At 60.5% G+C, this 26,396-nt stretch carries 21 protein-coding genes and 2 riboswitches; of the genes, 10 read left to right on the forward strand and 11 right to left on the reverse strand.

Annotated features, from left to right (window positions below):
• Positions 1 to 32: 32 nt before the first annotated feature.
• Positions 33 to 1,226 carry a Bug family tripartite tricarboxylate transporter substrate binding protein gene (locus tag KUV86_RS05105; RefSeq protein ID WP_261397536.1) on the reverse strand — a complete coding sequence of 398 codons (1,194 nt, stop codon included), beginning with the start codon at positions 1,224 to 1,226 and terminating at the stop codon, positions 33 to 35.
• 113 nt (positions 1,227 to 1,339) lie between these two features.
• On the reverse strand, positions 1,340 to 2,431 hold the full coding sequence (locus KUV86_RS05110; RefSeq protein WP_222483849.1) for a 4-oxalomesaconate tautomerase: 1,092 nt from the start codon (positions 2,429 to 2,431) through the stop codon (positions 1,340 to 1,342).
• Between the two features lie 150 nt (positions 2,432 to 2,581).
• Between KUV86_RS05110 and KUV86_RS05115 the strand changes: the two genes are divergently transcribed.
• From KUV86_RS05115 to KUV86_RS05145, 7 genes are all read left to right on the forward strand, one after another.
• A complete protein-coding gene (locus KUV86_RS05115) occupies positions 2,582 to 3,481 on the forward strand; it encodes a LysR family transcriptional regulator (RefSeq protein WP_222483850.1) in 900 nt (299 codons plus the stop codon).
• Between the two features lie 99 nt (positions 3,482 to 3,580).
• Positions 3,581 to 4,069 carry a plastocyanin/azurin family copper-binding protein gene (locus tag KUV86_RS05120; protein WP_206942642.1) on the forward strand — a complete coding sequence of 163 codons (489 nt, stop codon included), beginning with the start codon at positions 3,581 to 3,583 and terminating at the stop codon, positions 4,067 to 4,069.
• A 73-nt stretch (positions 4,070 to 4,142) separates the two neighbouring features.
• Positions 4,143 to 4,805, forward strand: a complete 663-nt coding sequence (locus KUV86_RS05125; RefSeq protein WP_222483852.1) for a response regulator transcription factor — start codon at positions 4,143 to 4,145, stop codon at positions 4,803 to 4,805.
• Complete coding sequence (locus KUV86_RS05130; RefSeq protein WP_242520856.1) at positions 4,792 to 6,135, forward strand: ATP-binding protein; 1,344 nt, start codon at positions 4,792 to 4,794, stop codon at positions 6,133 to 6,135. The genes KUV86_RS05125 and KUV86_RS05130 overlap by 14 nt, the downstream gene beginning before the upstream one ends.
• Before the next feature lie 68 nt (positions 6,136 to 6,203).
• On the forward strand, positions 6,204 to 8,084 hold the full coding sequence (locus KUV86_RS05135; protein ID WP_206942639.1) for a copper resistance system multicopper oxidase: 1,881 nt from the start codon (positions 6,204 to 6,206) through the stop codon (positions 8,082 to 8,084).
• 13 nt (positions 8,085 to 8,097) lie between these two features.
• Positions 8,098 to 8,868: a copper resistance protein B gene (locus KUV86_RS05140; protein WP_206942637.1), complete on the forward strand. Its 771-nt coding sequence runs from the start codon at positions 8,098 to 8,100 to the stop codon at positions 8,866 to 8,868.
• 120 nt (positions 8,869 to 8,988) lie between these two features.
• Complete coding sequence (locus KUV86_RS05145; RefSeq protein WP_206942635.1) at positions 8,989 to 9,399, forward strand: hypothetical protein; 411 nt, start codon at positions 8,989 to 8,991, stop codon at positions 9,397 to 9,399.
• Between the two features lie 110 nt (positions 9,400 to 9,509).
• On the opposite strand, the gene KUV86_RS05150 is transcribed toward KUV86_RS05145, so the two are convergent.
• From KUV86_RS05150 to KUV86_RS05180, 7 genes are all read right to left on the reverse strand, one after another.
• On the reverse strand, positions 9,510 to 10,289 hold the full coding sequence (locus tag KUV86_RS05150; RefSeq protein ID WP_206942634.1) for a glutaredoxin family protein: 780 nt from the start codon (positions 10,287 to 10,289) through the stop codon (positions 9,510 to 9,512).
• Between the two features lie 297 nt (positions 10,290 to 10,586).
• Positions 10,587 to 11,423 carry an SDR family oxidoreductase gene (locus KUV86_RS05155; protein ID WP_206942633.1) on the reverse strand — a complete coding sequence of 279 codons (837 nt, stop codon included), beginning with the start codon at positions 11,421 to 11,423 and terminating at the stop codon, positions 10,587 to 10,589.
• A complete protein-coding gene (locus KUV86_RS05160; RefSeq protein WP_222483853.1) occupies positions 11,420 to 12,184 on the reverse strand; it encodes a TenA family transcriptional regulator in 765 nt (254 codons plus the stop codon). Before KUV86_RS05160 ends, KUV86_RS05155 begins: the two co-directional genes overlap by 4 nt.
• 4 nt (positions 12,185 to 12,188) lie before the next feature.
• Positions 12,189 to 13,922, reverse strand: coding sequence for an AMP-binding protein (locus tag KUV86_RS05165; protein ID WP_222483854.1), 1,734 nt, complete (start codon positions 13,920 to 13,922; stop codon positions 12,189 to 12,191).
• A complete protein-coding gene (locus KUV86_RS05170) occupies positions 13,915 to 14,709 on the reverse strand; it encodes a thermostable hemolysin (RefSeq protein WP_222483855.1) in 795 nt (264 codons plus the stop codon). The genes KUV86_RS05165 and KUV86_RS05170 overlap by 8 nt, the downstream gene beginning before the upstream one ends.
• A 161-nt stretch (positions 14,710 to 14,870) precedes the next feature.
• Positions 14,871 to 16,391 (reverse strand): histidine ammonia-lyase, encoded by a 1,521-nt coding sequence (gene hutH / locus KUV86_RS05175; RefSeq protein ID WP_222483856.1) that lies wholly within the window; start codon positions 16,389 to 16,391, stop codon positions 14,871 to 14,873.
• A complete protein-coding gene (locus KUV86_RS05180; RefSeq protein ID WP_261397537.1) occupies positions 16,384 to 18,051 on the reverse strand; it encodes a BCCT family transporter in 1,668 nt (555 codons plus the stop codon). The genes hutH and KUV86_RS05180 overlap by 8 nt, the downstream gene beginning before the upstream one ends.
• A gap of 540 nt (positions 18,052 to 18,591) precedes the next feature.
• A riboswitch (TPP riboswitch) is annotated at positions 18,592 to 18,689 on the forward strand.
• A gap of 47 nt (positions 18,690 to 18,736) precedes the next feature.
• Here KUV86_RS05180 and KUV86_RS05185 point away from each other — a divergent pair.
• Entirely contained in the window at positions 18,737 to 19,540 is an 804-nt protein-coding gene (locus tag KUV86_RS05185; RefSeq protein WP_222483857.1) for a 3-oxoacyl-ACP reductase, read from the forward strand.
• Positions 19,540 to 20,829 (forward strand): LLM class flavin-dependent oxidoreductase, encoded by a 1,290-nt coding sequence (locus tag KUV86_RS05190; RefSeq protein WP_261397538.1) that lies wholly within the window; start codon positions 19,540 to 19,542, stop codon positions 20,827 to 20,829. The genes KUV86_RS05185 and KUV86_RS05190 overlap by 1 nt, the downstream gene beginning before the upstream one ends.
• Positions 20,830 to 21,094: 265 nt before the next feature.
• Here the strand turns inward: KUV86_RS05190 and KUV86_RS05195 are convergent, their stop codons facing one another.
• Both KUV86_RS05195 and KUV86_RS05200 read right to left on the reverse strand, forming a co-directional pair.
• Positions 21,095 to 22,540 carry a sodium:solute symporter family protein gene (locus KUV86_RS05195; protein WP_222483859.1) on the reverse strand — a complete coding sequence of 482 codons (1,446 nt, stop codon included), beginning with the start codon at positions 22,538 to 22,540 and terminating at the stop codon, positions 21,095 to 21,097.
• 78 nt (positions 22,541 to 22,618) lie between these two features.
• A riboswitch (TPP riboswitch) is annotated at positions 22,619 to 22,782 on the reverse strand.
• 72 nt (positions 22,783 to 22,854) lie between these two features.
• Positions 22,855 to 23,589, reverse strand: a complete 735-nt coding sequence (locus KUV86_RS05200; RefSeq protein WP_222483861.1) for a hypothetical protein — start codon at positions 23,587 to 23,589, stop codon at positions 22,855 to 22,857.
• Between the two features lie 268 nt (positions 23,590 to 23,857).
• Here KUV86_RS05200 and KUV86_RS05205 point away from each other — a divergent pair, with 268 nt between their 5' ends.
• On the forward strand, positions 23,858 to 25,537 hold the full coding sequence (locus KUV86_RS05205; protein WP_222483863.1) for a diguanylate cyclase: 1,680 nt from the start codon (positions 23,858 to 23,860) through the stop codon (positions 25,535 to 25,537).
• Positions 25,538 to 26,396 lie beyond the last annotated feature (859 nt).

The raw sequence follows: 26,396 nt of genomic DNA on the forward strand, positions 1-26,396 counted from the left end.
TCTGGAGGAGGACTGCGCGGCGCTTGGGCCATTCAGATCTGGGCGTTGTGTTTTTCCTTCAGCCAGTGGGTGAGCCACTCACGGGTCGCATCATCAATGCTCATGGCGTCTTCCAGGTGGCGCTGGATGACCTCGCCGACCACCGGATCATAGGGTCCCAGCTGAGCTTCAGCGTCCTGCTTGAAGGCGTCGGTAGCGATGAACTCGCGTGCTGCGTCACGATAGGTCTCGATCAGGTCTGCCGGGGTGTCCTTGGGGACCACAATCAGCTTCTGCAGCGCGTAGCCCGAGGCGAAGAACTTGCGAAAGGCTTCGTAGGCAGGGCCTGTTGGCGCTTCGCCGTGGCGGGCGGCGTAGACTTCATTGAAGGTGGGCAGGTCGGGGAAGGCGGGGTCACGTACGATCTCGCCTTCATCGTTAAGCAGCCCCAACGAAAACAGCGGGACCGCCTTGCCGGACTCCACCAGCGGCAGGACGTTGCTCAAGTAGGCTGAGCTGGTTTGAAAGTCGATGTCGGCCTCACCTCGCTCGAAGGCCAGTCGACCTTCGCCTCGGCTGCGCATGCCGAATACGGCCTGGACGTCGGCGCCCAGCAGATCCAGAGCGATCAGTACTGGCAGTTCCAGGCCGGTCGGGTTCTGGGCGGCGATCTTGACCTGCTGGTCGAGCATCGCATCAATAATGGCGTCGGCGTCTTCGCCGAGACTCGGCTGGCCGTAAACCACGCCGCCAGTAGGCGTGGCCAGGATCGGCGTCCATTCCTGGTAGTCGTAGCGAACACGGCGGTCATCCAGCATGGCCGGGTACTGAGTCGATGCAGAGGTGCCTAGCCAGTGGGAGCCATCCGTCCTGGCACGCATGGCGAACAGGTTGGCTCCGTTGATCGAGCCTCCACCTGGGACGTTATCAATCATGATGGTGGGTTCGCCGGGCAGGTAATCGCTGAGCCAGGGCGCGAAGAAGCGAGCCCACACGTCGGTGCCGCCACCGACGCCAAAAGGCACTGTCCATTTGATGTTGCCAGGAACATCGGCGTCATCTGCGTGGGCCGTGCCGCAGAGCGTCGCAGCGGACACCGCGAGGCCTAGCAGGGTGGCGCGGGCCATGCCGCGAAGCCGAAAGACTGAGGGTGATGACGTCGAGGAAGACGGCTGCGACGAGACGTTCTGTAGCGAGAAGTGCTGGAGCGAGAGGTGCTGTAAAGAGACAAGCGTTGGCTTGGTCATGGCGTGGTTCCTTCTGTGTTGTCGTTATCAGGGGCCTGCCGTTGTCGGCAGTGCCCGTAGCGCTGACATCATCGTCATGCGACGAGGCCAGAGCGAAATCGGGTTGAGTCGGATCAATCGGGCAGGGCGTAGAACAGGGTGCCGGCCATGATCTTGCGCGCGGTTCGGATCAGCGAGGCGCGCGCGATGTCGGTGGCGTTGCTGCCGCGGTGTTCGACTTCCAGATCAATGAAGCCCGATGGGTGTTCGATACTGACCCGGGAGGCCAGCTCGTTGGCTTCCAGTGATCCCGCGCCAACGGCGATCAGATTCGCCACGGTTCCCGGCACGCTGACTGACGACGCGACGGCGATGGCGCCGGTCACGGCGATGGCCTTATGGCAGCGATGGGGCACGAAATAGCGGGCGCACAGGGTGCGTCCCTGTTCCAGTGCAGGGGACACCAGCACCGGCTTTGGTAGCACGCTCTGGCTGACATCGCCCAGGCCCATCAGCTCGCCGGCGTGTCGGCGGAGGCGCTCTATACGCGCCAGCAGCTGACTGTTCGCGTCCAGCTGGTCAGGGGGCTCGTGCCCCGTCAGCCCCAGCTCTTCCGCTCTGATCATGATGATGGGCGTCGCCGCGTCGAGGCAGCTCACGGCGACGCCATCGATCAGATCCACCACATTGCCGGTGGGGAGAAGGCCACAGGTCTTGGTCCCGACGATATCAAGAAAGCTCAGTTGAATGGCCGACGAGGTCCCGGGAACGCCGCTGATACGGGTGTCGCCATCGTAGAGAACCTGGCCGCCCTGGGTCGGGACATGGCACTCGATCAAGCGCTGCGTATTCAGGTTGCGCACCCTTACCAGCGTAAAATCCGGCTGCGGTTCCACCAGGCCGGACTCAATCGCGTAGGGCCCCACCGCCGACAGCATGTTGCCGCAGTTGGGATTGAAGTCGACGCGGTGATTGAGCACGTCGACCTGGGCAAACAGGTAGTCCACGTCGGCATCGGGATGCGCCGAGCGCTCAACGATGGCGACCTTGCTGGTCAGTGGGTCGCCACCCCCTATGCCATCGATCTGTAGGGCATGACCGGATCCCATCAGGCTGATCAGGATATCTGCCCGAGCCTTCTCATCCTCGGGAAGGTCTGACATGCGCAGGAAGGGGCCTCTGGAAGTGCCGCCTCGCATGATCATGCAGGGGATGCTGTTCATCATGGTGATGTCACGTCGTTGTTGGAGGTCATGACAGCAGCTTGTCACCAGGCATTTGATGCTTCAAATGCAAAGAGCTTTATGTATCAATGCGAAAGTCGGATTAATGCGCTATGGTTATCAGTGGTTCACCGATCATGCAAGAGTAGAGATATGCTGCACAGGCTGGAATTTCTTGATCTACAAGCGTTTATTCAAGTCGCCGAGCTGGGGTCGTTCCATGAAGCGGCACAGCGTCTGCACCTCTCGCAGCCTGCGCTCTCGCGGCGAATTCAGAAACTCGAGGAGTTGCTGGAGGTCAGCCTGCTGGAGCGCACCACGCGGCGTACTCGCCTGACGGCCATTGGCGCGGACTTCCTGCCGAGGGCTAGACGCATGATCGAGGAGTACGAGTCCTCGATTCTCGGCATTCGCGAGCTGGCCACCCACCAGACCGGCACGGTCACGATTGCCTGTCTACCGACCGCCGCGTTCTACTTCTTGCCGAGTGTGATTCGTGAGTTCAGCGAGGCCTGGCCGGGTATTCGGATTCGCATACTCGACGTCAGCGCCAATGAAGGGCTGGAGAAGGTCATCAGTGGTGAGGCGGACTTCGGCATCAACATGTTCAGCGCTCAACGCCCTGAAGTGTCGTTTACGCAGCTACTGAGAGACCCCTTCGTACTGGCGCTGCGATCGGATCATCCGCTGGCCGCCAAGACGCAGATCGCCTGGGCCGATCTGGAGCAGGTAAGGCTGATCACCGTCAGTCGCGATAGCGGCAACCGCACCCTGCTGGATAGCGCCCTGTCAGCCGAAGGCATCCACCTCAACAGCTTTTACGAGGTGCAGCATCTATCGACGTCGCTGGGGCTGGTGGAGTCTGGATTGGGGGTGGCGATACTGCCGCGCATGACCATGCCGGGCCCGGACCACGAGATCTTGTGTTCGCGCGAACTGCCCGATCCACGCATTCTGCGCACCATCGGCCTGGTACGCAGTAACGTGCACAGTATCTCGGGCACCGCCCAGCTGTTTATCGACCTGCTGCTGGAGAAGTGGACTCACTCGTGAGCGGGAGGATACTCCCTGCGTGCTTGCGGCTGATTCAGCCTGGATTCAGCTAGCCGCGCTATAACGGCTACCTTCATCCCACTATGGAAGGACGATGTCATGCGTAGCACACTGATGGTGTTAGCCCTTGGTCTGGTGTCGACTCAGGCGTTGGCGGGTGCCGGCCACGCTCAGTCGTCAGTGATTGATCCCGCGCACGCAGAGCGCACCATCGCTGTCGAGGCTGGCGATATCTGGTTTGATCCAGAGCAACTGAGCGTTGCTTCTGGCGAGGTGGTCGCCTTCGAGGTCACTAACAGCGGCCAGTTGGAGCACGAATTCGTGATCGGCTCTGCCGAGGCTCAGGATGAACACCGCAAGATGATGCGTGAGATGGCATCTGGGGGAGGACATGGCATGCATGGGGACGGTCACGACATGAGCCAGATGCACGGGGCCATGGAGATGCCGGCAGTTACCCTGGCGCCGGGAGAGACCAGGACGCTGGTCTGGCAGGCGCCGGAACAGGGGGCATCGCTGACCTTCGCCTGCAATATCCCTGGACATTTCGAGGCGGGCATGCACGGCGCTCTGAGTGTGGGACCATAGGAGCCGGCCAGGGCCACTTCTTCCAGCGTGGCTGGGGCGTGGCAGGACGGAGACAGGCCGGGAGATGATGGTGATGAAGCTGTTGCTGGTCGAGGATGATGACCTGCTCTGCGAGAGTCTGAAAGATGCCTTGGATGATCATGGCTATCGCGTTGACGTTGCCGAGCGGCTGAGCGTGGCAAAGGCGCTGTTGCATAGCGAAGAGTATGCGCTGATGATCCTGGACATCGGCCTGCCCGATGGTTCGGGGCTCGATTGGCTGGAGTTCCAGCGAGACCAGGGTCTTGGTCTTCCGGTGCTCTTTTTGACGGCTCGCGATGCCTGGCAGGACAAGGTAGATGGCCTTCGTCGAGGGGCCGATGACTATCTCACCAAGCCCTTTCACGAACAGGAGCTGCTGGCGCGGGTCCATGCGCTGTTGCGCCGGCGCACGGAATTGACGGCAAGGCTCATCGTCAACGGCGTCCGCCTCGATGAGGATCAGCGTCAGGTCAGCTGCGCGGGAGGACCATGGCAGCCGCTAACCGCCACCGAGTTTTGCCTGTTGCGCTACTTGATGTACCACCCTGACCGGGTGCACTCCAAGACGAAGCTGCTCGATCAACTCTACGCCCTTGAGCAGGATGCCCCGGCACCCAATCTGGTGGAGGTCTACATCGCTCGTTTGCGTCGCCTACTGGGCAAGCACATCATCCAGACGCGTCGAGGCCAGGGGTACGTGCTTGTTTCGCATTAGACGCAACAGTCTTCGTCTGCGCCTGCTGGTCAGCCTCGGGGCGGTGTCCCTGCTGGTCATGGCGTTGACCTGGTTTATGCATGGTCTGCTGCTGCGCGAGACCGCGCGGGACTTTCTCGGTGACCGACTGCGTCAGGAAGCGGAGTATCGCCTGGCACAACTGCGTCAAAACGCTGACCCTGTACCGGCTCCCACCTTGCCCTCGAGCCTGTCGGCCGAGGTCTTTCATCACCTGTACGTGCTCAAGCGCGGAACGCGCCTCACTACCTCGCACCCCGCTTGGTTGCCAGCATTGGCCCCGCATCTAGATGGGCCTGACGAGTCGTTGCTGGATGTGCACCTGGAAGGGCGTCACTTGCTTGTGTTACGGCGTACCTTCTCACTAGAAGGCACGGCAGGCGTACTGCTTATTGGTGAATCCTTCGACAGCGTCGAGGAAGGCCTCGCTGCTCTGCACTGGTGGATTGGCGCCATCGCAGGCCTGGTGCTGCTCGCTCTTTCACTGCTTAACGGTTTGGCGGTCAATGCCGCCCTGCGGCCACTGGATCTATTGCAGCGCCAACTGGCCGAGCTGAGAAATGGTCAGCGCCAGCGACTCAGAATGAAGGTGCCGCAGGAATTCCGGCCCTTGGTCTCTCAACTCAACCGCCTGATGGACAGCCAGGAGCGCCGACTGGTGCGTTCACGTAACGCCGTGGCGGATTTGTCACATGCGCTCAAGACCCCGCTGACGGCGGTGATGCAGGCCCTGCGCGGCAAACGCGAACTGGACGAAGCGCGTCGTGAACGTTTGCTTACACGACTGACCCTTATGCAGGAGTTGATGGAGTCCCATCTGCGTCAGGCGCGCCTGGCGGGCCCCGGTGGCGGCCAGCACACCCGGATCAAGAGGGAACTCGACCAGCTTTTTGACATGTTTCGAAGTCTGTACCCCGACAAGCACTTCAACATGGCTCTCGGGGACGCGGAGGATGTCTGCATCGATATGGAGCGGCAGGACTTCCTGGAAATGATTGGCATCGTGCTCGATAACGCGGGTAAGTGGGCCAGCGAGTCGGTGTGGCTCGCGCTAACGCTGAACCAATGTGTTGAGCTGAAGATCCAGGATGATGGTCCGGGAGTACCCCCGGAATGGCTGCCACTATTGGGGCGGCGAGGCCAACGGTTGGATGAAGGGCGACCCGGCAATGGCATCGGCCTGTCGATACTGCTTGAACTGGTCGAGCAGTATCAGGGTGAGGTCAGTTTTCAGGCGGCTTCCACGGGTGGGCTTGAAGTGACCATTCGCTTGCCGCTGGCAATGCTCTCCGCGAAGCCGCCTATTGGTTAGGGATTCAGCTGGCTTTCAGCTTGACGATGGAAGATGGCAGAAGTTCATCGCACAGGAAGACAGCACCCATGTCGACGACTCTTCTGCCGCCACATCGGCTATCACGACGAGGCTTCATCAAGGGAAGCGCAGCCCTGGGAATCGGCACCGCCGCCCTAGGCCTGGCACCTGCCTGGGCCAACCCCTGGGGACAGACCTCGAGTTACCCCAAGGGGGTGGAAAACGGCCCGGATATCTCGCTGGCCATTCGTCGCCAGAGCGTGCCCATTGCTGGCCAGCCTGCACGGCCTATCACCCTCAACGGCACCAGCCCTGGCCCACTGATCCGGCTCAAGGAAGGGCAGGACGTGACGCTGCGGGTCACCAATCTGCTGGACGAGCCCACCTCGATTCATTGGCATGGCATCCTGCTGCCGCCGGAGATGGATGGCGTCCCCGGCGTGAGCTTTGCCGGTATCATGCCGGGCGAAACCTTTACCTACCGCTTTCCCCTCCGTCAAAGCGGCACCTACTGGTACCACAGCCACTCAGGCTTGCAGGAGCAGGTTGGTCATGTGGGCCCCCTGGTCATCGACGCCGAACAACGCGAACCCTTTCGCTATGACCGCGAGCACGTGCTGCTGCTGACCGACTGGAGCTTCGAGGACCCCTCGACCATCTTCCACAACCTGAAGACCGGTGAGGGGTACTACAACTTCCAGGAGCGCACCCTGGGAGACTTCATCGACGATGTGGGGCGACAGGGCTTCGCTTCCACCTGGGAAGCACGTGCCATGTGGGCACGGATGCGCATGAGCTCTCGTGATATCGCCGATGTCACCGGCGCCACCTACACCTACCTGCTCAATGGCCACTCGCCCGATGACAACTGGACTGCCTTGTTTCGGCCCGGTGAGACCCAGCGGCTGCGCGTGATCAACGGCTCCGCTATGAGTTACTTCGACGTACGAATTCCGGGGCTCGAAATGACGGTGGTGGCGGCTGACGGTCAGCCGGTGCGACCCGTGCCTGTCGAGGAGTTTCGTATCGGAGTAGCGGAAACCTATGACGTCCTGGTTACGCCGAAGGAGGAGGTGGCCTACACCATCTTTGCCGAGTCCATGGACCGAAGCGGCTTTGCCAGAGGGACCCTGGCGCCTCGTCTGGGTATGGCGGCGGCGGTGCCGGAACGCCGACGCATCGCCGATCGAGGAATGGAGGCCATGGGAGCCCATGAAGGTATGGATCACGGCTCGATGACCGCTATGGATCACTCGAGCATGGCGGGTATGGATCACGGCGCGATGACCGCTATGGATCACTCGACCATGGCGGGCATGGATCACGGCTCGATGGCCGCTATGGATCAATCGAGCATGACGGGCATGGATCATGGCTCGATGACCGCTATGGACCACTCGACCATGGCGGGCATGGATCACGGCCAGATGAACGATATGGGCCGCTCTACCGGTGCCGCCATGCTGCCGGTGGGAGCGGCGCAGCCCGGCTCCCGCCTCGATCAGCCAGGGATCGGCCTGGATGCCCGTGATCGTCGTGTGCTGGTGTATCAGGACTTGAAGGCCATCGCGCCATGGCCTGATCGTCGTCCTCCTGGTCGCGAACTCGAGCTGCATCTAACCGGTAACATGGAACGCTACATGTGGTCCTTCGACGGCAAGAAATTCAGTGAGGTCTCGGGCCCGATCCACTTCGACAAGGGCGAGCGTCTGCGCCTCATCCTGGTCAACCGCACCATGATGGAGCACCCGATCCACCTGCATGGCATGTGGATGGAGTTGGAAAATGGCGCCGGTGAGCTGATTCCGCGTAAGCACACCCTGAACGTCAAGCCAGGAGAGCGCCTTTCTGCACTGATCACTGCGGATGCCGAGGGCAGCTGGGCCTTCCACTGTCACCTTCTGTACCACATGGACGCCGGCATGTTCCGCGTCGTCAAGGTTGCCTGAGGAGAGATGTCGCATGGAATCTCGTAAGAGACTTGTTGTGTTGGCGGCGATATCGGGCCTGGGGATGTCACCGGTAGCGCTGGCTGAGGATGGCTACGACGCACCAGATCACTGGCCGTCGCCCATGCAGGAGCATCTGCGTGGCTCGGTGATGATCGACCGACTGGAATATGCCTGGCCATCTGAAGACAGCGAGGCGGTGTCCTGGGATTTTCAGGCCTGGTACGGAGGCGATGTTCATCGCGTCTACCTGAAGGGGGAAGGGGACAATGCCCAAGGGGATGGCGAAGATGCAGAATTTGAATCGCTGGATCTACTCTACAGCAGATTGATTGCCGACTTCTGGGAGCTGCAAGGTGGTCTGGGCTATCAAGGTGGGCTTGGCAGCGACGACCATCCCGAGCGCTATTTCGGCGTGGTCAGTCTTCAGGGGCTGGCGCCCTACCGGCTGGAAACCGAGCTGGACCTTCGTGTCAGCGACGATGGTGATACCTCCTTGGGTCTGGAGCAGGAATATGACCTACGACTGACCCAGCGGCTGTATCTCCAGCCTCGCCTGGAAATGGAAGTGGCGTTCAATGATGCTGAGGAGTTCGGTGTAGGGGAGGGATTCAATTCCTTGCGCACCGGCCTGCGCCTTCGCTATGAGCTACATCGAAAGTTCGCACCCTATATCGGCGCCTATTGGCAGAAACTCTATGGTGATACTGCCGATATGGCACGTGATGAAGGCGGTCAAGTGGAAGACACTGCAGTGGTTGCCGGGGTGCGCGTCTGGTTTTGAGTTGTCTTTCTCGATGGCCATGCTTATCGCGAGAGACAGTTATAATTTTTTAAATTTTCAGCGTAGATTAAGGCCAATAACCCATCATTAATATGCCAATATCCACAGGAGGAAGATGTTATGAAAATGTGGCAAAAGATGATGGGAGTCGCCTTTTTCTCGGTGGGAGCAATGCCGGTAATGGCTGCACCGGGCCACTTACAGGAGGCCCCAGTCTTGCAGCAAGGCGTATCCGCCACTCAGCAGCTCCGTGGTGTGCCTGAGCGCTACCAGGTGCCTGTCGCAGAAGAAGGAACGCTCGTTATCAGTAGTGAACATCTTGCCAGCGATTCTAGTCAATCGATGAGTATCGAAGGCAGGTTGTATTCTCCCGCAGGCGAGTTAGTGGCCAGCGATACGGATAGCAATGGTCACTTCCTGCTGAAGACGCCTGTTACTTCGGGCAACTATGAGCTTGAAGTGCGAGGCAGCGTACTCGGCAGCGCCAATGAAAGCAGTGGCCGCTACAGCTTGCATATTGGCTTAGAATAAAGGCGTCACGGTAAAGAAACCGCCAGATATTTTCTGGCGGTTTTTTCTAGGATGAGGCGCGGCGCGGTCAGACGTTTCTTCTATCCAAGAGCGCCAGATGTATACAATTTTTATGTCATGAGTGCCTTGGCCGGCATCCAAAGCCCCATTAACACCATGACCAGGTTCTCTGTCAGAGATACGAAACCGAGCGGTACATTGCTGTTGCCGCCGACGCAGGCGCATTTTAATTCGCGCTTGTCGATGTAGACGGCCTTGAACACCGAGAAGGCGCCGATTGTGCCAATGAACAGCGCGACCGGTGCTGCGATCCAGGTTAAGGTGCCTGCCAGCATCAGTATCCCGGCCAGTGTTTCGGCGTAGGGGTAGAGGTAGCCATAGCGCACTTCTCGTTGGGCGAGTAGGTCGTAGTTCAGAAACATGGTGCTGAAGCTTTCCACGTCCTGCAGTTTCTGAAGACCTAGCAGCACCATGGCGGATGCCACGGCAGATTCGAGAGTGTGCAGCGATACGAGCGCCTGCCCGCTAGCCCAGCTGACGGCCAGACCGATCAACAGTGCCGTGGCAAAGATGGCGATGACAGGGCGGTAGCTGACGTCCTTGTCGCTGGGGACACTCATGCCGAGGTGGCGTCGCAGATCCTCGTAGCCGCCGACTCGCTCGCCTCCGATGTAAACCTGGGGCGTCGTCTCGACGCCGGCTTCCTGCTTAAAGCGGTCGATGGCTTCCCGTGAGGTCAAAGTATGATCGTTAACCTGGTAGCCCTTTCGTTTGAGGAGCGACAGTGTTTTCAGGCCGAAGGGGCACAGGTGTTGATCCGTCTTCATCCGATAGACGTCGGCGGTGGGGGAAGATGTCTCATGCGCGTGGCGTGTGGCCGTGTTGCTCATCGGTTCCCTCCGTGGTGGCATGAAAATAACCCCGGCGAGCGTATTGCCGCGTTGACACGCGCAATCAGCACGTTTCCGGGACTCTCACCACAGACTAGAACCTTGGTGCAGCACAAGGGTCAAGTCGGCGCAGCACAATAGTCGCGCAAGAGCTGAAAACAGGGCTTGTGCGGTGGCGATTCCGCCATCTTGTTTGAACCGGCCGAGATCTTGTCGATGCTTGTTCGACGGAGTGGGACACGATGATGCATCAGGCTCTGCTTGTACGGCTACCAGCCTCCCATGGCGTCATATATGTCACGTTTCGTTACGTTCAAGCGGAGCACGAGCGTCCAAGTGTCTCGCAATGTGGGGCAGCTTCTTGTTGATTCCCCTGTCGACCACGCCTGGTGCAAGACCATTGAGCGTGTCGAACAGGCGCTCGGCTGTTCCCAGACGCCTGCGCTGTTGGCCGCTTTTCAGTTGCGCGACGATGGCATCGGCAACGGCCTCGGGGGTGTCGACCGCGTTGCCGAGGGAGGCGTTCATTGCCTCGGCCGTCTTGTCGTTCATGCTGGTGCGGGTGGCCCGTGGAGCCAGGTACTGGACGCGCACCGAGGTGGCTGCCAGCTCTCGCCCCAGTGCCTCGGTGAATCCCTTGAGCCCGGCCTTGCTGGCGCAGTAGGCGGCGTATCCCGGATGGCCGATGTGGCCGAGCAACGAGCCCACGAAGTAAAGCGTCGCGGCCGGTTGTTCAAGGAAAAGAGGCAGCAGCGTGTGGGTCAGCAGAAGGGTCGACGTCAGGTTGGTGTTCAGGATGTCGGCGATGTTCTGTTGTGGGTGGTGCTGAAACCACCCCAAGTGATTGATGCCGGCCAACTGTATCAGCGTCGAGGGTCGCTGCTCCAAGGGCGTTTCCTGCAGCCAGGAAAGTACCCGTTGGCGCCCGGCGGGAAGGGTAAGGTCGACCTCGCCCAGTAGGCGGTGCCGGGGCAGGTCGCCACCTAGCTGTTTGACGAGCGCGCGCAGCTTGCCGGTATCTCTACCCACCAGCCAGAGGGTGGCTCCCTCCTCATCAAGTTGGCGGGCAAGCGCTGAGCCGATGCCGCCGGAAGCCCCGGTGAGCAGCACCCGTTGATTGCACAAGGTGCTCATGGTGCGTCCTCGCAAACCTGCCCCTGCCAGTGGGTGGCGTCCTGGAGCGCCGCTTCATGCACGGCGCCATAGAGGCGATAGAAGGCCTTCGCCGCATGGATGATCTGGGCCTGGTCATCTGGCGACGTCAGCGTGTCCATCAGCTTGGCAAAGAAGGCCATGTGCGAGACGTCGAGCTCACCGTGGGAGAACAGATAGTGGAAGGCATCGTCGCCGAGCCCCAAACTGTCGCGGATGGCACGGCCTGCCTGACTGGCAGCCGATGTGCTGGTGCCTTCCAGTACCAGCACCATGCCAAACATGGTGAGGGGATGGCGTCTGCGAATGCTGTCGTAGGCGTAGGCGACCATCAGCTCGGTCTCATGCAGCGGCGGCCGTGAGCGAGCTGCCTCGCGATCAATGCCGGTCGCCTCAAGGTCATCGAGAATCCACTGCTCGTGTCCCTTCTCTTCCTCGATGTAGTCGGTAAGCGCATTGGCTAGCGCCTGGTAGCGGTGATGTCCTAGCGCTGGTGCGTACCGACTAAGCTCGCTGCCACAGGCCATCATCAAGGTGACGGTGTGGCTGACATGGTGATAGGCCTGGGCCAGGAAAGCGCGATACTCCTCCAGGGTGAGCTCACCCGCCAGGCCTCGCGTGACCAGCGTTCCGTTCATCAGCCTTCGCCGCTCATCCTGGGTGGCGTCGAGCAGCGCTTGATAGAAGCCCGGCTGGGCACTGGTGTCTGGTAGAGGAGGCGCTTGGGCAGGTATTGCGTGCATGGGGTTATTCATCGGATGGCCGTCCTGGCTGTCGTGTGAAGTGTTGAGGGGCGTAGCGGTAGAGCGGTTCAACAAGGGTGTTGGTGACGTTATCTGCACTGTCGCCAGGCAGTGCGAGCAAGGGATCGCATGGGGTTTGCTCCGGCGGGGGCGCTTCACAAAAGGTTTGCTCCGCCAGGCGCTGCATATCGCGATGCCTGCGCAGGCGAACGCCGTCACGACGCAGTCGGCCGTTGCTGGTCAGTTCGTGACTGGCCTCTGACAGTGGCGTGGGTAGCCCGGGCAGCACGGCGGTCAACGCTGCCCAGCCGCGGATCCTGGCGTAATCCGGTAGCCGTTGGTTGAGTGAGGCGATGGCCGAATCGATGGCCGTCGTATCGACCTGGCAGGATGACAGAGTGGCGAGCGCCAGTAGGCCTGGCAGGCCATCGCCAAAGACAAAGGCTCGGTCGATACCGGCAAGGGTTGCCAGTTCGGCCTCTATCCACTCGGGGCTGAGGTTGCGTCCTGTCGACAGGATGATGACATTGCGTTGACGTCCGCTAAGGTGCCAATGCCCGCCATGGCGCTGCTCACCCAGATCACCGCTGGGCCAGGGCACATCCATTGGGCCAGACCCTGTGTCAGTCGCCTCGCCCAGATAGCCGAGCATGCGTGGGCCATGCACGAGTAACTGCCCCGATGGGTCTGTGGTGATATCACGTCCTTTCAGCGGGCGCCCGACGCGGCCATCCTGGGGTTCATCGGGGCGACTCAAGCAAACCACCGAGCCCATTTCGGACATCCCGTAGCCCTGTGCGACGGGCAGCTTCAGCGCTTTGGCATCGGCAAGCAGTACCGGAGGTACATGGTCACCGCCTACGGCAACCAGGTTCAGCGATGTCATCCATGGGGCGTCGTCTTCTTGTCGAGCTATCTGGCACAGAGCCGCCAACAGGGCGGGGACGAGGATCAAGCTGTCGGGTTGGCGACCGGCTAGCCAACGCTGCCAGTGGGGGCACGATAGGTTGCCACTGCCCTCGAGACCGGTCACCTGAGGAGGGTCGATGATCACTTCTGCCCCTCTCCAAAGCGCGTACAGAGCCCCTGCCAGATGCTCAAGAAGCACCGCCAATGGCAGCACGACGCCATGTCGTGTCAGCTCAATGCCCTGCAATCGGTCGTCCAGTCCGAGTAGCACCGACTCAAGGTGGGGGCCCGATAGACAAACGCCTTTCGGGGTACCCGTGGTGCCGGAGGTGAAGGTGATCAAGCGTGTTTCCGCGGGCATTGGGGCGGGAATGCTGGCCCGCTGAAACAGGGCCACGTCGGGCTCGACGCCGATGACGTGGGACGGTTGCTGTTCAGGTAAGAGCCCACGGTCGAAGACTGGCAGTAGGCGAGCGTCGACCCAGCGGTCAAGTGAACTGCCGTCGGTGATCAGGATGCCATCCAGGCCCGTGGTGGAGAGCAGATGGGTCACCTGATCATCGCTGAAGAAGGAGGGTATCGGGGTGACAGGTAATCCTGCGCGCCAAGCCGCCAGTTGAGCCACCAGCCAGGCGGGGGAGTTGTGGCCGGCAATACCGATATGACGAACGCCCGTCTGGGCAAGCTGCTGTGCCAATGCGGTGACGCTATCGTGCAACTGGCGGGCATCCAGCGCCACCAGTTTGCCGCTGGCAGTAGCGCCTCGCAGGCTCGCTGAACGTGGCGCGAGGGTCGCCCGTTGTTCCAGCCGCTTCAGCAGGTTATCCATGGCAAAGGAACTCCGGAGCTGGCACTGGCGGCAGCGCCGGAGTAGGCGTCACGGCGTGGGCAGCTAGCCGAGGGGCACTGGACAAGAGCATGTTGCCCATTGGCGTCGAGCGCATGCTCAGCGCGACCTGCAGAGGCCGAATGACCACGACCCTCGGGTCCCCCTCGTAGTAGCGTCCCCAGTTCTCGGTGGCAGGCAAGCAGTGGCGGCGAGCGCTGGCAAGAGGCGTTAGCGCAATGCCCAGGCGCCCGAGACCATTCCTGACGTCACGCGACGCAGTGACGACCAGCCAGTCGATGTTCAACTGTTCCAGTACGAGGACCAGAGCCAGCATCAGGCGTCGGCCAGCCCCGGGGGAGGCACTCGACAGGGCGCCCACTTCCATGATGGTGTGACGTGGCGGGGCCGACGTGGCCAACCCCTGGGAGGCGAGCACCTGGTCGACGGGGGCCGTCAGGTAGCGCTCTACCATCAAGCTGCCCTCATCCGCCCGCTTCAGCCCGGTGGTCGCCAGCAGCTCACCGCTGTCAGCGTAGAGGGCCAGCAGGCGAGCATACTGGTGGCGGACGACAGCATTGTGCCGACGTTGGAAGGCGGTGCTCACCAGGTGGGCTGCCTCCTGGCTGTGCTGGCCGGAAAGCCAGGCCAACGTCTTGGCCGAGGCGCAGGCAGCAGGGACCGTGACACCCACCGCGATGCTTGTCGGCGGTGTGGCTGTGGAGCCCTGGTGTTGGTCTAGTGCGGGCCTGAAGGGGGCCTGGCTCGATGCTGGGAGTGGTGTGGCCATGTCATCGCGTCCATGGGGAAAGGCATGGCCATCACTGTAGGTGCCGAAGCTTATAGAAAGCTTAATCTTCCTTGTCGAACTGTTGCGAATCGCCTTTTCGCAGCGCAGTGCTGACCCTGGGCCATCGTTCTGCTGGCCCGGGGCAAGCAAGGACGGTCATCTCACGCGTTGAGTAGACGTCGTACCTCCGCGATGGCGGTGGCACTTTTCAGTAGCGACAGGGCCTGTTCCATGTCCTGATGCAGCGGCCGACTTTCGTCATAGTGATCGACACGGTCTCTAACCAGGTGCCGTGTGAGCTCGGCTCCCAGGCCAAAGCCCGTGTTCGGAATCAAGTCCAATGCCTGAACGGCCAGCAACAGCTCGATACTGAGCACGCGAAGAGCGCCTTCCAGCGCCTGGTCGAGCTTGAGCGCAGCGCTGTCGCCGAAACTAAGGTGATCTTCCTGCAGACCAGAGGTGAGATAGTTATCGACCGATGCGGGCAGAGCCAGTCGCTTGACCTCTGCCGCCAGCGACGCTGCCGTGTACTGGGCAATCATCAGTCCGGACTTCACTCCGCTGTCGCGGGTGAGAAAGGCGGGAAGCTCGCTGGCCTGGGGAGTGACCAGGCGATAGCTTCGACGCTCCGAGATAGATGCCCACTCACACACCGCCATGGCGAGGCTGTCACAGGCCAGGGCGACCGGCGCCCCATGAGGATTGGCCTGTGACACGATCCTGGCATGTGGGCCGTCGCCGATCACGAGAGGATTGTCGGTAGCTGCGCTGATCTCTCCGTCGACCAGGCGTATCGCGTGCTCAAGCTGTTCCCGGCAACTGCCATGGACCTGGGGCATGGCCCGCAGGCTGAGCGCATCCTGCAGGTGGTGGCCCTGACACTGCTGCAGGTGCTGGCTGTCGGCCAGCAGTCGCCGCAAGTTGGCGCCACTGCGCACCACGCCAGGCTGACCCTTCAGCGCCAGCACCTCAGGCGCGAAGGCAGCCTGCTGGCCTGACAGCGCCTCGAAACTGGCAGCGCCGATGGCGTCGGCCCAGTCGGCCAGCACATGGGCATCGTCCAGGGCGATACAGGCAAGCCCTGTCATCGCGGCGGTGCCATTGACCAGACTGAGCCCATCCTTGGGACCCAGCACGACGGGCGTCAGCGCATGCTGAGCGAACACGTCGCTGGCGGGGCGTCGTTCACCGGCATGGTCGACCTCACCGACGCCTAGCAAGGCCAGACCAATATGGGCCATGTGTGTGAGGTAGCCCACGGACCCCCGGCCTGGCACCACCGGGGTGATGCCCATATTAAGAAATGCCAGCAGTCCCTGGACGATGCCCGGGCTGATGCCCGAATGCCCATGGCTCCAGTTGATGACCGCGCAGCACATGATGGCACGGACCTGTTCGACCCGCAGGGGAGCTCCGACTCCGCAGGCATGGCTCATCAGGGTATTGCGCGACAGGTCACTCAGTTGCTGGCGATCCAGCACCACGTCACACAGCGCTCCCAGGCCGGTGTTGATGCCATAGTAGGGAGTGCTGGCATCCGCCATCTGCTCGACCACCTGGCGGGCCCGCTCGATGCGTGCCCAGCGACCCTCATCCAGCGTCAGCTCGCTTCCATGGCGTGCGACGGCGATGACCTCCAGCCAGCCGGGGGCTGCATCTGAGATGACGACCTGGTTACTCATTCACGCCTCCCGTCACCGGCTGAGAGACTTCGGCCGGCTGCTTAGCAGCACCCTGGGGGGAGCGAGTCATGAAGGTTCGTACGGCGCTAATCAATATCAGCACGAACAGGAAGACCACGGTAAAACCTCCCGCTGCGGCAAGATACTTGATGCCATCGACGCCTTGGGCGCCCCCGCCGAAGGCCACCATCACATAGGCGATAGCCGCGATCGACAGGCCCCACAGAATCTTCTGCTGCTTGGGCGACTCCTCTTCTGCGGACATGTTGCTGGTGCAGATGGTCGCGATGGTCGATGACATGGAGTCTGCCGCCGTTGCAAACGAAATGACCAGGGTGAAAATCGCCAGCGGTACCAGCAGGCTGGCCATGGGCAGGTGCTGGAGGAAGCCCCAGAGTCCGGATACGGCGCCGCTGTCATTGATGATGCTGATCAGATCCAGCGTTCCATCCATCTGCCATTTGAGGGCGGACCCACCCCAGATGGCAAACCAGACCAGGCCGAAGACCGAGGGCAGAATCCAGTTGATGATGAGGAACTCCCTGAGCGTTCTGCCGTAGGAGATACGGGCCAGAAACAGTCCCATAAGGGGGGCGTAGGCGATCCAGATCGACCAGTCATACATCGTCCACCAGGTGACCAGCGCTTCGCCACCAGACTCCTTGGTATCGAATGCCCAAAGAAAGAAGTTGTCTGCCCAGTAGCCGAGGCTTGTCACCGACAGGCTCAGAATATAGTTGAGGGGCCCGACAATGATCAGAATCGCGACGAAGGCATAGAAGATATAGGCGTTGATCGATGACAGCACGCGGATGCCGCGTTTCAATCCCGAGACAGCGGAGGTGATGAAGATCGCCGAGATGGCAATCGTCAGCACCAGCCAGGTCATGGCGTTGGATTCGATGCCGTACTGTGCCTCGATGCCTGAGCTGATCAATGCCAGACCTGCGCCAAGAGAAGAGGCCAGGCCGAGCGCGATGGCCAGAACGGAAATGATATCGATCAGGGACCTTACCCAGATCTTGCTGCCATGCCTGCCCAGTACGGGGCTGACGGTTGAGGCGATCGAGAAGCGTTCACTGCGGTTAAAGTGCATGTAGCCGATCATCAGCCCCACGATGGAATAAAGTGCGTAGGGAATGAATGACCAGTTGTGGAAGCTTCTTGCCAAGGCAAAGATGGCGGCCTCGCCACTGCCGGGAGCGAAGCTCTGGTGACTGATTTCGCCGTAGATGTTACCTAGATAGATGATCGGTTCATTGACGGAGTAAGTGACGACCCCCGTGGCAATCCCCCCCGTCAGCGCCATGGCGAAGGTGGCAGCGAAGGAAAAGGTAGGCGTTGCATCCTTGCCACCCAGCCGAATATCACCGGCCCGGGAGAAGAAGATGAAGCCCGACACCACCAGGGCCGTTATGGCAATCAGCTGATACAGCCAGCCAAAGTCAGACAGGGAGATGTAGAAGACCCCTTTGGCAACATCGACCAGCATGCCGTTGTTGATGAGGCCAGTGGCCACGGCCACCATGATGATGGAAAAGGTGGGTATGAAGACGGCTTTTCTTAGCGGCCTTCTGCTGGAGGCGGACATATTCTTGTTCTCCACGGGTGATGGCGTTACCAGGTGGCGCAGTGGATCAGCATTGTCGGGTGTTGTCATCGGCCGATCTCACAGGTGCGTGTGGCAGGCTTAGGGAAACGCTGCACCGATGCCTGAGCGGAGGTGCTCAGCGCTTCCTTGGCGAACCGCTGATGCGGTCCGTCAATCCGTCATAATGTATATACAATAAAGATCGAAAAGGCTAGAGCCGAGTGAGCTGGCGATCACGTCAGCTCCCTTTCATGATGAAAGATAGATCACTCTTATATTAATTTATTTTTGATAAACAATACGTTGAATATCCTTCTAAGCGTCGATCCGATAATGGGTAGTACCAAAGTAGGGGGTGGTAACAAGGTAGACGAGAGGGGCAGGATAGAGGGGGAGAATGGGCGAGAGTCACAGCGGGAAGGCAAGCAAAGCCCAAGGCCGTGCAGGTCGAAAGACGTCGCTTAAATGTGTATACATTTGATTGGTGAAGGGGCCGGGGCGCGATAGGGTTGTCGCGGCGTGTGCCAGGATGGCAAATCAGGGTAGGCCCTTTCACCTGCTTGATACCCGCTGTCTTGTTCCGGGCAAGGTGATGGGCTAAGGTCGAGATCGCATGACACGGGGTGTCCTGGCTGAGCCAGGGCTGAGAAATACCCGTCGAACCTGATCCAGTTCATACCGGCGAAGGGATGTCAGCGCAGTCGTCTGTCCCTGGCTCGACGTGCGTTCCCCGCCTCGACCAAGGACTCATCGCATGACCCCTCCCGATACCTCTCCTGTTGTCGCCCCCATTGCGCCTGATATCTCCGCTCAAATTGTGCTGATTACCGGCGCAGGACGTGGTCTGGGCGCTCACCTGGCACGCGCCTTCCTGCGAGAAGGCGCTCGCGTGGTGGTCAACTACCGCCGCAGCGAAGAAGGCGCCCGGGCGCTGGTCGCTGATTACCCGGAACACGCCTTGGCCGTCGCTGCGGATGTGTGCGATCGGGATGGCGTGGAGGCCATGTTGGCGAGGGCCAGTGAGCGCTTCGGTGGGCCTGTGACTACCGTGGTCAACAATGCGCTGCCGGACTTTGCATTCAATGGGGACGCACGGCCTGGGCCTGACTCGCTGAGCTGGGAGCATCTGGACCATCAACTTCAGGGTGTGGTGCGTGGTGCGCTCAACACGGTGCAGGCAGCGCTTCCCGGCATGCGCGAGGCGGGTGTCGGGCGTGTCATCAATATCGGTACCAACCTGTTCCAGAACCCGGTGGTGCCGTATCACGACTACACCGCGGCCAAGGCGGCGCTGCTGTCGCTGACGCGTACGCTGGCGCAGGATCTCGGCCCAGACAATATCAGCGTCAATATGGTGTCCGGAGGCTTGCTGCGCACGACGGACGCTTCCAAGGCCACACCAGACGCGGTGTTTGACCTCATCGCCGCCAACACACCGCTGCGACGGGTGACCACCCCGCAAGAGTTTGCAGACGCGGTACTGCTGTTGGCTTCTCCGTGGGCCAGGGCCATCACCGGGCAGAATCTGATTGTCGATGGCGGACTGGTGAAAGGCTGATGACCTCCATGCACTTGAATCTCTTCATCCTGGGCTGCGGTCATCACAAGGCGGCCTGGCGACACCCTGATTCCAGCGTCGAGCGATTGGCGGATATCGCCTACTACGAAGAGCTGGCCAAGCTTGCCGAACGCGGTCGCCTGGACGCGGTTTTCTTTGCCGATGGCCATGCCGCGGGCAATGTCGCAGACGGTCCGCTGTGGACCCTGGAGCCGCTGACAATGCTGGCCGCGATGGCGCGTGCCACACAGCATATCGGCCTGATCTCGACCGTCTCCAGCACCTTCTATACGCCCTTTCATGCGGCTCGCATGCTGGCATCGCTGGACCATATCTCGGGCGGACGGCTTGGGTGGAATCTGGTGACGTCAATGTTCGACAGCGAGGCGCGCAATCATGGCCTGGAAGGCATGCCGGGCCACGCGCAGCGCTACGCTAGAGCGGAAGAGTTTGCCAATACCGTGCTGGCGCTGTGGGACTCCTGGAGCGATGGCGCGCTGCTGCGAGATCGCCACGGCGATTATGCGGATGCTGGTCTAGTGCAACCGATTCATCACCGCGGCGAGCATTTTCTGGTCGATGGCCCCTTGACGGTGCCGCGCTCGCCACAGGGCCATCCCGTGCTATTTCAGGCCGGGGCATCAGCACAGGGGCGTGACCTGGCGGCACGCTATGCCGAAGCCATTTACGCGGTGGCCTACGACCTGCCATCGGCCCAGGCTTACTGCGCTGACCTCAAGGCGAGGGTGAAAGCCGCAGGCCGTCCAAGGGTGGCGATCATGCCGGGGCTTGTGACCTACGTCGGGTCTACCGAGGAAGAGGCCCGACGCAAGCAGCGTGAACTCGACGAGTTGCTGCCGGTAGAGGCCTCGCGGCGACAGTTGAGCCAGTTTATCGGCCAGGACGTCAGTCACTGGGAGCTGGATGCGCCCGTGCCCGCGCTGCCGCCGCAGGAGGCTTTTACGGGTCCGAAAGGACGCTATGCCACCATCCTGCGCATTATCGAGAGTGAACGGCCAACCCTGAGACAGCTAATGGGGCGGCTCGCCGCCGGAGGTGGGCACTGCACGATGGTCGGCACGCCGGAGGGAATTGCCGATGAGATGCAGCGCTGGGTCGAACAGGGTGGGGCTGATGGCTTTAACCTGATGCCACCCTCACTGCCTCACGGCATCGAGGACTTCGTCGAGCAGGTCGTGCCGGAATTGCAGCGACGTGGGGTCTTCCGCCGGGAATATGAGGGCAAGACGCTGCGCGACCATCTTGGATTGTCACGCCCCAGCTGCTGAGCTGGCGTCTTGTTCACACTGCTGCTAGGCACGACAGCCTCTACAGACATCCGCCATAACAGCGGGGGAGCTCGCCCCGCCGTTATGGTGTCGGTTCAGTGGCGTCGGTTTGATTGCCTTAGGGAAACACTGCATAAATTACTGCGCTCGATATCTCGGCTGCTGGCGGTGCTCAAGATCCTCATTTAACCGCATGTAAACTCCGGTCTTTCCGCTCCGGCAGCTACCGACCTGTCATCGCTCGAAACATTTATTCAGCGTTTCCTTAGTTCTGGAAGCGTCTCACCAGGCCGCTCATTCGGTCGAAGTCGTAGCTCTCCCGAGATGGCATCAGCTTCATCAGGACGAGAGATACCAGCACCGGAACAAAGGCAGCCAGCAGGAAGGATTCCAGTAGCGTCGCGGTGCCACCGTTAGGCGAGGGGAACATCCACAGTCCGGCCAGCAGACCTGCTGCGGTACTGATCACTGCATTGCGACCGTGATAGCGGCGGTTGAACAGGCCGAAAAACACCGGAAAGGCTGCGGCAGAGCACAGCAGGTCTGCCAGCAGGAACAGGTAGAGGACGCTGTAGCCCTGCGCAGCGACCCACGTCACTGGTACTGCAGCGACGACGATGAGCCAGCGCGCCATTCTCATCAAGGCCGCCTCACTGGCCTGGGGCAGCAGCCTGTGCATGTCGACGGCGATAATGCTGGAGGTGGCATTGATCGTTGTGTCGGCGCTACTCATTACCAGCGCAAGGCCAAGAGGAATCAGGGCCAAGGCAAACCACAGAGGCACGTCGGACAACAATACGCTGAACAGAGCGACGGAGCCGTCTCCCTCAAGTCCCAGGCCGATGAACGCCAGACCGAACAGACCCATGAGCACGATGACCGGGAAGTTGAAGAGTCCCGCGATCCAGAAGCCACGCCTGAGCACGCGAGTATCCCGGGCCGCATAGATCCTCTGCCAGGTTCCTTGGTAGAACAGACCCGTCAGCATCACCGCGAGAAAGAAGGTCAGGCCAGCGCGCAGGCCGCCAGCATCGGTGATATCCAGCAGTTGCGGAGCACGCTCGCGCAGCCCCTCGAGCGTCGGCGCAACGCCACCCGCCGCCTGCCAGCCAAACATGAGCAAGAGAGCCAGCAGTGGCAGGATCACCAGCATCTGCACCTTGTCAGTGAAGATGGTGGTGCGCAGGCCGCCGTAAAAGGTGTAGAGCAGGGTAGCGACCATCACCACGCTGGCGGTCAGCCAGAGGGGGATGGGGGCCAGCAGGGTCACCATATGGGCGATGGCGGTCAGCCCTGCAGCCAGAGAGATAAACAGGTAGAACAGCATAATCGCCAGGGTGAACGCATACATCGTGCGGCCGTAGCGGTGGATCACGAACTCGGTCAGGCCGTGGCCTTCGGGAATCAGCTCCCGCATGCGTCGACCAAGAGGAATCATCACCAGGCGAGGCACCATGGAGCCGAGCGCGTAGCCAATGACCGCCGCGATACCGCCCCAGGTGGCAGCCTGGGCCGGTCCAAACAGGATCCAGGTGCCCAGTGTGGTGGCAATCAACGTCAGCACCGTGGCACGAGTGTTCTGACTGTTACGTGCGGAGATGTAGTCATCAAGGCCGCCCCGACGGCGTCGGGCGTAGAGCAGGCCTGGAATGGCAAAGATGGCAGCGCACAGCAGCAGCCACAGCGCCGTCCAGAGAGGGTCGAGCATCATCGAGAGAAACCTCTTTCTTATCGTTGTCCGCAGGGACCAGTGGACATCGGGACGGACGGCGGGCAGGAAGAAAGAGGGAGTGCGGCAACCATCCTTCCCTTCGCCGGCATGACCCGGATCAGGTTCAAAGGGTTACCGCGCAATGCGGAATCTCAGCCCCGTGCTATGGCCTTGGTGCGATACAGCACTGTCGCGGCGCTGTCACGACCTGTATGGCCAATAGGGCTCCCCTAGGAAGAGGTCCAGACTAGGGCCGGCTCGCGGGGCTGTCAATTGCAGAAAGGTAGGGCGCTCGTTGCGGAAGCATCGCGCCGCTAACGCCCCTCGAGTGACAGTGTTTGGCAGGCCCGATCCAGCCAGTGGGTCGTCTCCGAGAGCCTGGGATGGGGGTTGTTGTTGCAGTCGAAGCAACCCGAGCTCTTCGCCACCTCTGCCAGCGACGTATCAGAGGTAGCGTTCAGCACGAGGGTGCGCCGATGCCCTCCGCCGCCGGCAAGAAAGTGGGCAGCTTCAGCGTGCTGGACTTCCATGGGAAAGGACAGGTCTGACATGGGAAAGGACAGGCCTGACGTGGGAGTGTCTGGTGAGACAGTGTCCTCGGCAAGCGCAGTGCCTGGCTGGCCTCTGCACCAGATGACTTCGAATCCCCTCTGATGGGCATGCAGGCCAATACGATGTACGTCCCTGATCTGCCCAGCCATTACCAGGCGCAGCGCAGGTTGGACCAGCAGCGCAAGCAGCTGATCGCATTGCTGTACCAGTGGCTCATGTTGCTCGGCACGCCTCAGTCGGGCGGGGGAGCCATTTAAGTTGATAAGGCGAACCAGCGAAGGTTGTCCGAGCAGCGTCGCGTGCAGGACTTCCAGATGGGTCTGTGTCGGGCTGTCCGGCAGCAGTAGTTCCGCGACGTGGTCGCGACCCTGGCTGACATGGACTGTCGTCAGGGGGGAGTGATGGACGTCGGCGTGCTGGCGCTGGTCCTTAAACGGATGCGGTAGTCGGTAGGCGTTGCCGTCGTCGTCAACCGGCTCCGCTTGAGTGGTCTGCATACGGTAATCCACAAGACCGTAAGCGCTGCCCAGTTGAGTCACCAGCCAGGCGGCATGTCCTTGGTACGTGAGCGAGAGAGCTCTCTCGATCGCCATCAAGTTCTGGTAATACATGGCATTCGCCTCTTGAGCACCGTGAGCGAACGTGCTGTCCACGCAGCGTGGAAAATTCTGATGCATTCAACCATACAAACAGCCAAATTCATGAGCAGGCCAGAAGGATGCTTGTGCGTCCTATCACGTCAGGGGAACGACCAGGAGAGCCAGCATGGACCAGTATGCCTGGGTGCGAGAAGCATTGACGCTTGCCGGGACGGTACTCGTCAGGGTGTCGCCAGCGGCGGTGGTGCTAGACGTGGCCGGCGATTGTGCGTCGGTGTTGGGAGGATCTCGCGATGAGGTTGTCGGACGTTCGTTGTCGGAGCTGCAGGGGCACTCCGCCAGGCTTGCAGAAGCCATGGCGGGTGCGGGCAGGCAGTGGGATGAGCAGGGAAGGGGGCAAAGCCGTAGCTCGGCTTACGTGATGCTGCCTGATGGCAGCATGGTGCTGCGTCTGCCGATGCAGCAACGACCTGACCATGGTGTGGTGGCTCGGCTAGCGGATCATCTTCCAGTCATGGTGGCCTACGTGGATCGAGACCTGTGCTTTCGCTTCAACAATCAGGCATATCAGGACTTCATTGGCCTTACGTCGTCTGAATTGGCAGGTCAGCCGGTGGCATCGGTGCTCGACGCCTCCTCCTATGCGAAGATTCAGCCGCGCTTCGCGCGTGCCCTGGCGGGGGTAGAGGTCAGCTACGAAGATGCGCTGGTATTGCAGGATGGCAGGAGAGCATTTTTCAAGGTGAACTACTTGCCGGATATCGTGGATGACGGTGTCGCGGGCTTCTACGCCATCATTCAGGACGTCTCTGAATACCGGTCGATGATCCAGCTGCTACGGGATGTGCACACCGGCGTTAACCGCACGGATATCGAGACGTCCGAGATTGTCGATATGCTGCTGCGAGATGCCCTTGTTTACCTGGGCCTGGACATCGCGCTGGTCAGCGAGGTGGTGGGTGAGCAGTACAGCGTGCGCTGGGCGGCCAGTGATGGGGCGCCGGTAGGTCCTGGGGATACCTTTCCTCTGGGGGATACGTATTGCCGTCTTACCCTTGATGCGTGTGACGTCTTTGCTACCCATCATGCCAGGTGTGATGAGCGTGTTAGCGGGCACCCCTGTTACCAGGCGTTTCAGTTGGAAACCTATATTGGTGCGCCCATTTGGATAGAGGGCTCCGTCTGGGGAACGCTTAATTTTTCCAGCGCTAGACCTCGTCGCCAGCCCTTTTCAGAGGTTGATATTGAGCTGGTGCGTCTGCTGACCGGTGCAGTAGAGCGAGTGATTACCAACGAACTGGACGTAGCGCGAATCAAGAGGGAGCGCGACGAGCTGGAAGATCAGGCATTGCGTGACCCGCTCACGGGATTGCCCAATCGGGCGCAGCTCGATCGCTATGTCGACGAACTTATAGAGGAGAGCACTTCACGGGGGACGGGCTTTGCCCTGGCTGTGCTGGACATCGACTTCTTCAAGCAAGTGAATGACCACTATGGGCATGTGGTAGGAGACCAGGTCTTGGTGTGGCTCGGTCAGGCCGTTGAGCAGTGTCTGCGTGATGGTGACCTGGTGGCCCGTACCGGAGGCGAGGAGTTCGTTATCGTCATGCGTCATGCCGCATTGGAGGAGGCCATGAGCGCGGCGCAGCGTGTATGTCAGGCCATCAGCCAGAGCCAGATCGAACTTGCAGACGGTCAGCAGTTGAACATCACCATCAGCATGGGCGTCGGTGCTTACACCAAGGGGGAGACGTTTACGTCGCTATTTGAGCGCGTGGATCAAGAGCTGTACGCTGCAAAACACGCCGGACGCAACCGGGTATGTGGTAAGCGTCACATGGCCTAAACAGAGGCTGGTCTTTTGCTGGTCCTTTGATGGTCTTCGCTTTCGGCGCGCTAGTGCTCGTTCCCTGCAAGGTGTCTTGCGAGGCGTCTTGCGAGGTCTCTTGCCAGGTGTAGTGGCGTGAAGGCCTTGGCGATGCCAGGGCCTTTTGCGTGCTGATGCCTTGCGACGGTGTATGGATGTGGCAATGACGGCGACTAAAGGTGGGTCCCCGCGGACGTTATGGCGAGGGCATAACAGAGCCGTCATGCTCTGATGAGTTTTTTTGATTCAGGCTATTGCCAAGCTGCCTCGAGATCCGTAAAGTACGCATCCGCTGCCGGCGACGAGCAAACGTCACAGGCGGTAAAGAGTGGTAAAAGTAGTTGATTTGGAAAGGCTTTTTGAAGCTTCTCGAAAAAAAATCACTGCTTGACGAGCAACGAGAAATCGGTAGAATGCTCGCCACTTGATCGGAGTCGCCGACAGGGCATTGAAAGATGTACTGAGGCACGCTTCGCTCTCTTTTGAAGTCTGCGAGCATCGCTTGCAGGACGCAAAAGAAAGCGCTTGACGAAACGCTTCGGTTCTGTAGAATACGCCTTCCTCGCAGGGCGCTGAGCAAAGCGCTCGGGTTGATGATTCGAGCTGCGGTGCAGCAAAGCGAGACGCTCATTGAGCTCACTAGAGCCAAGAGCACGCTCTTTAAAAATTGATCAGGTAATTCATGTGGGCGCTTGCCGATGAGTCAGTGACAATGTCACTGAAATATCAAGGCAAGCGACTCGTCAAACGAGACGTTTGAACCTTGAGCCAAGTTTGGTCCGCTTAACGGACTATCAGACTTTAAACTGAAGAGTTTGATCATGGCTCAGATTGAACG

This window comes from Halomonas sp. DP8Y7-3 (assembly GCF_019801675.1).
Lineage (GTDB): Bacteria > Pseudomonadota > Gammaproteobacteria > Pseudomonadales > Halomonadaceae > Halomonas > Halomonas litopenaei_A.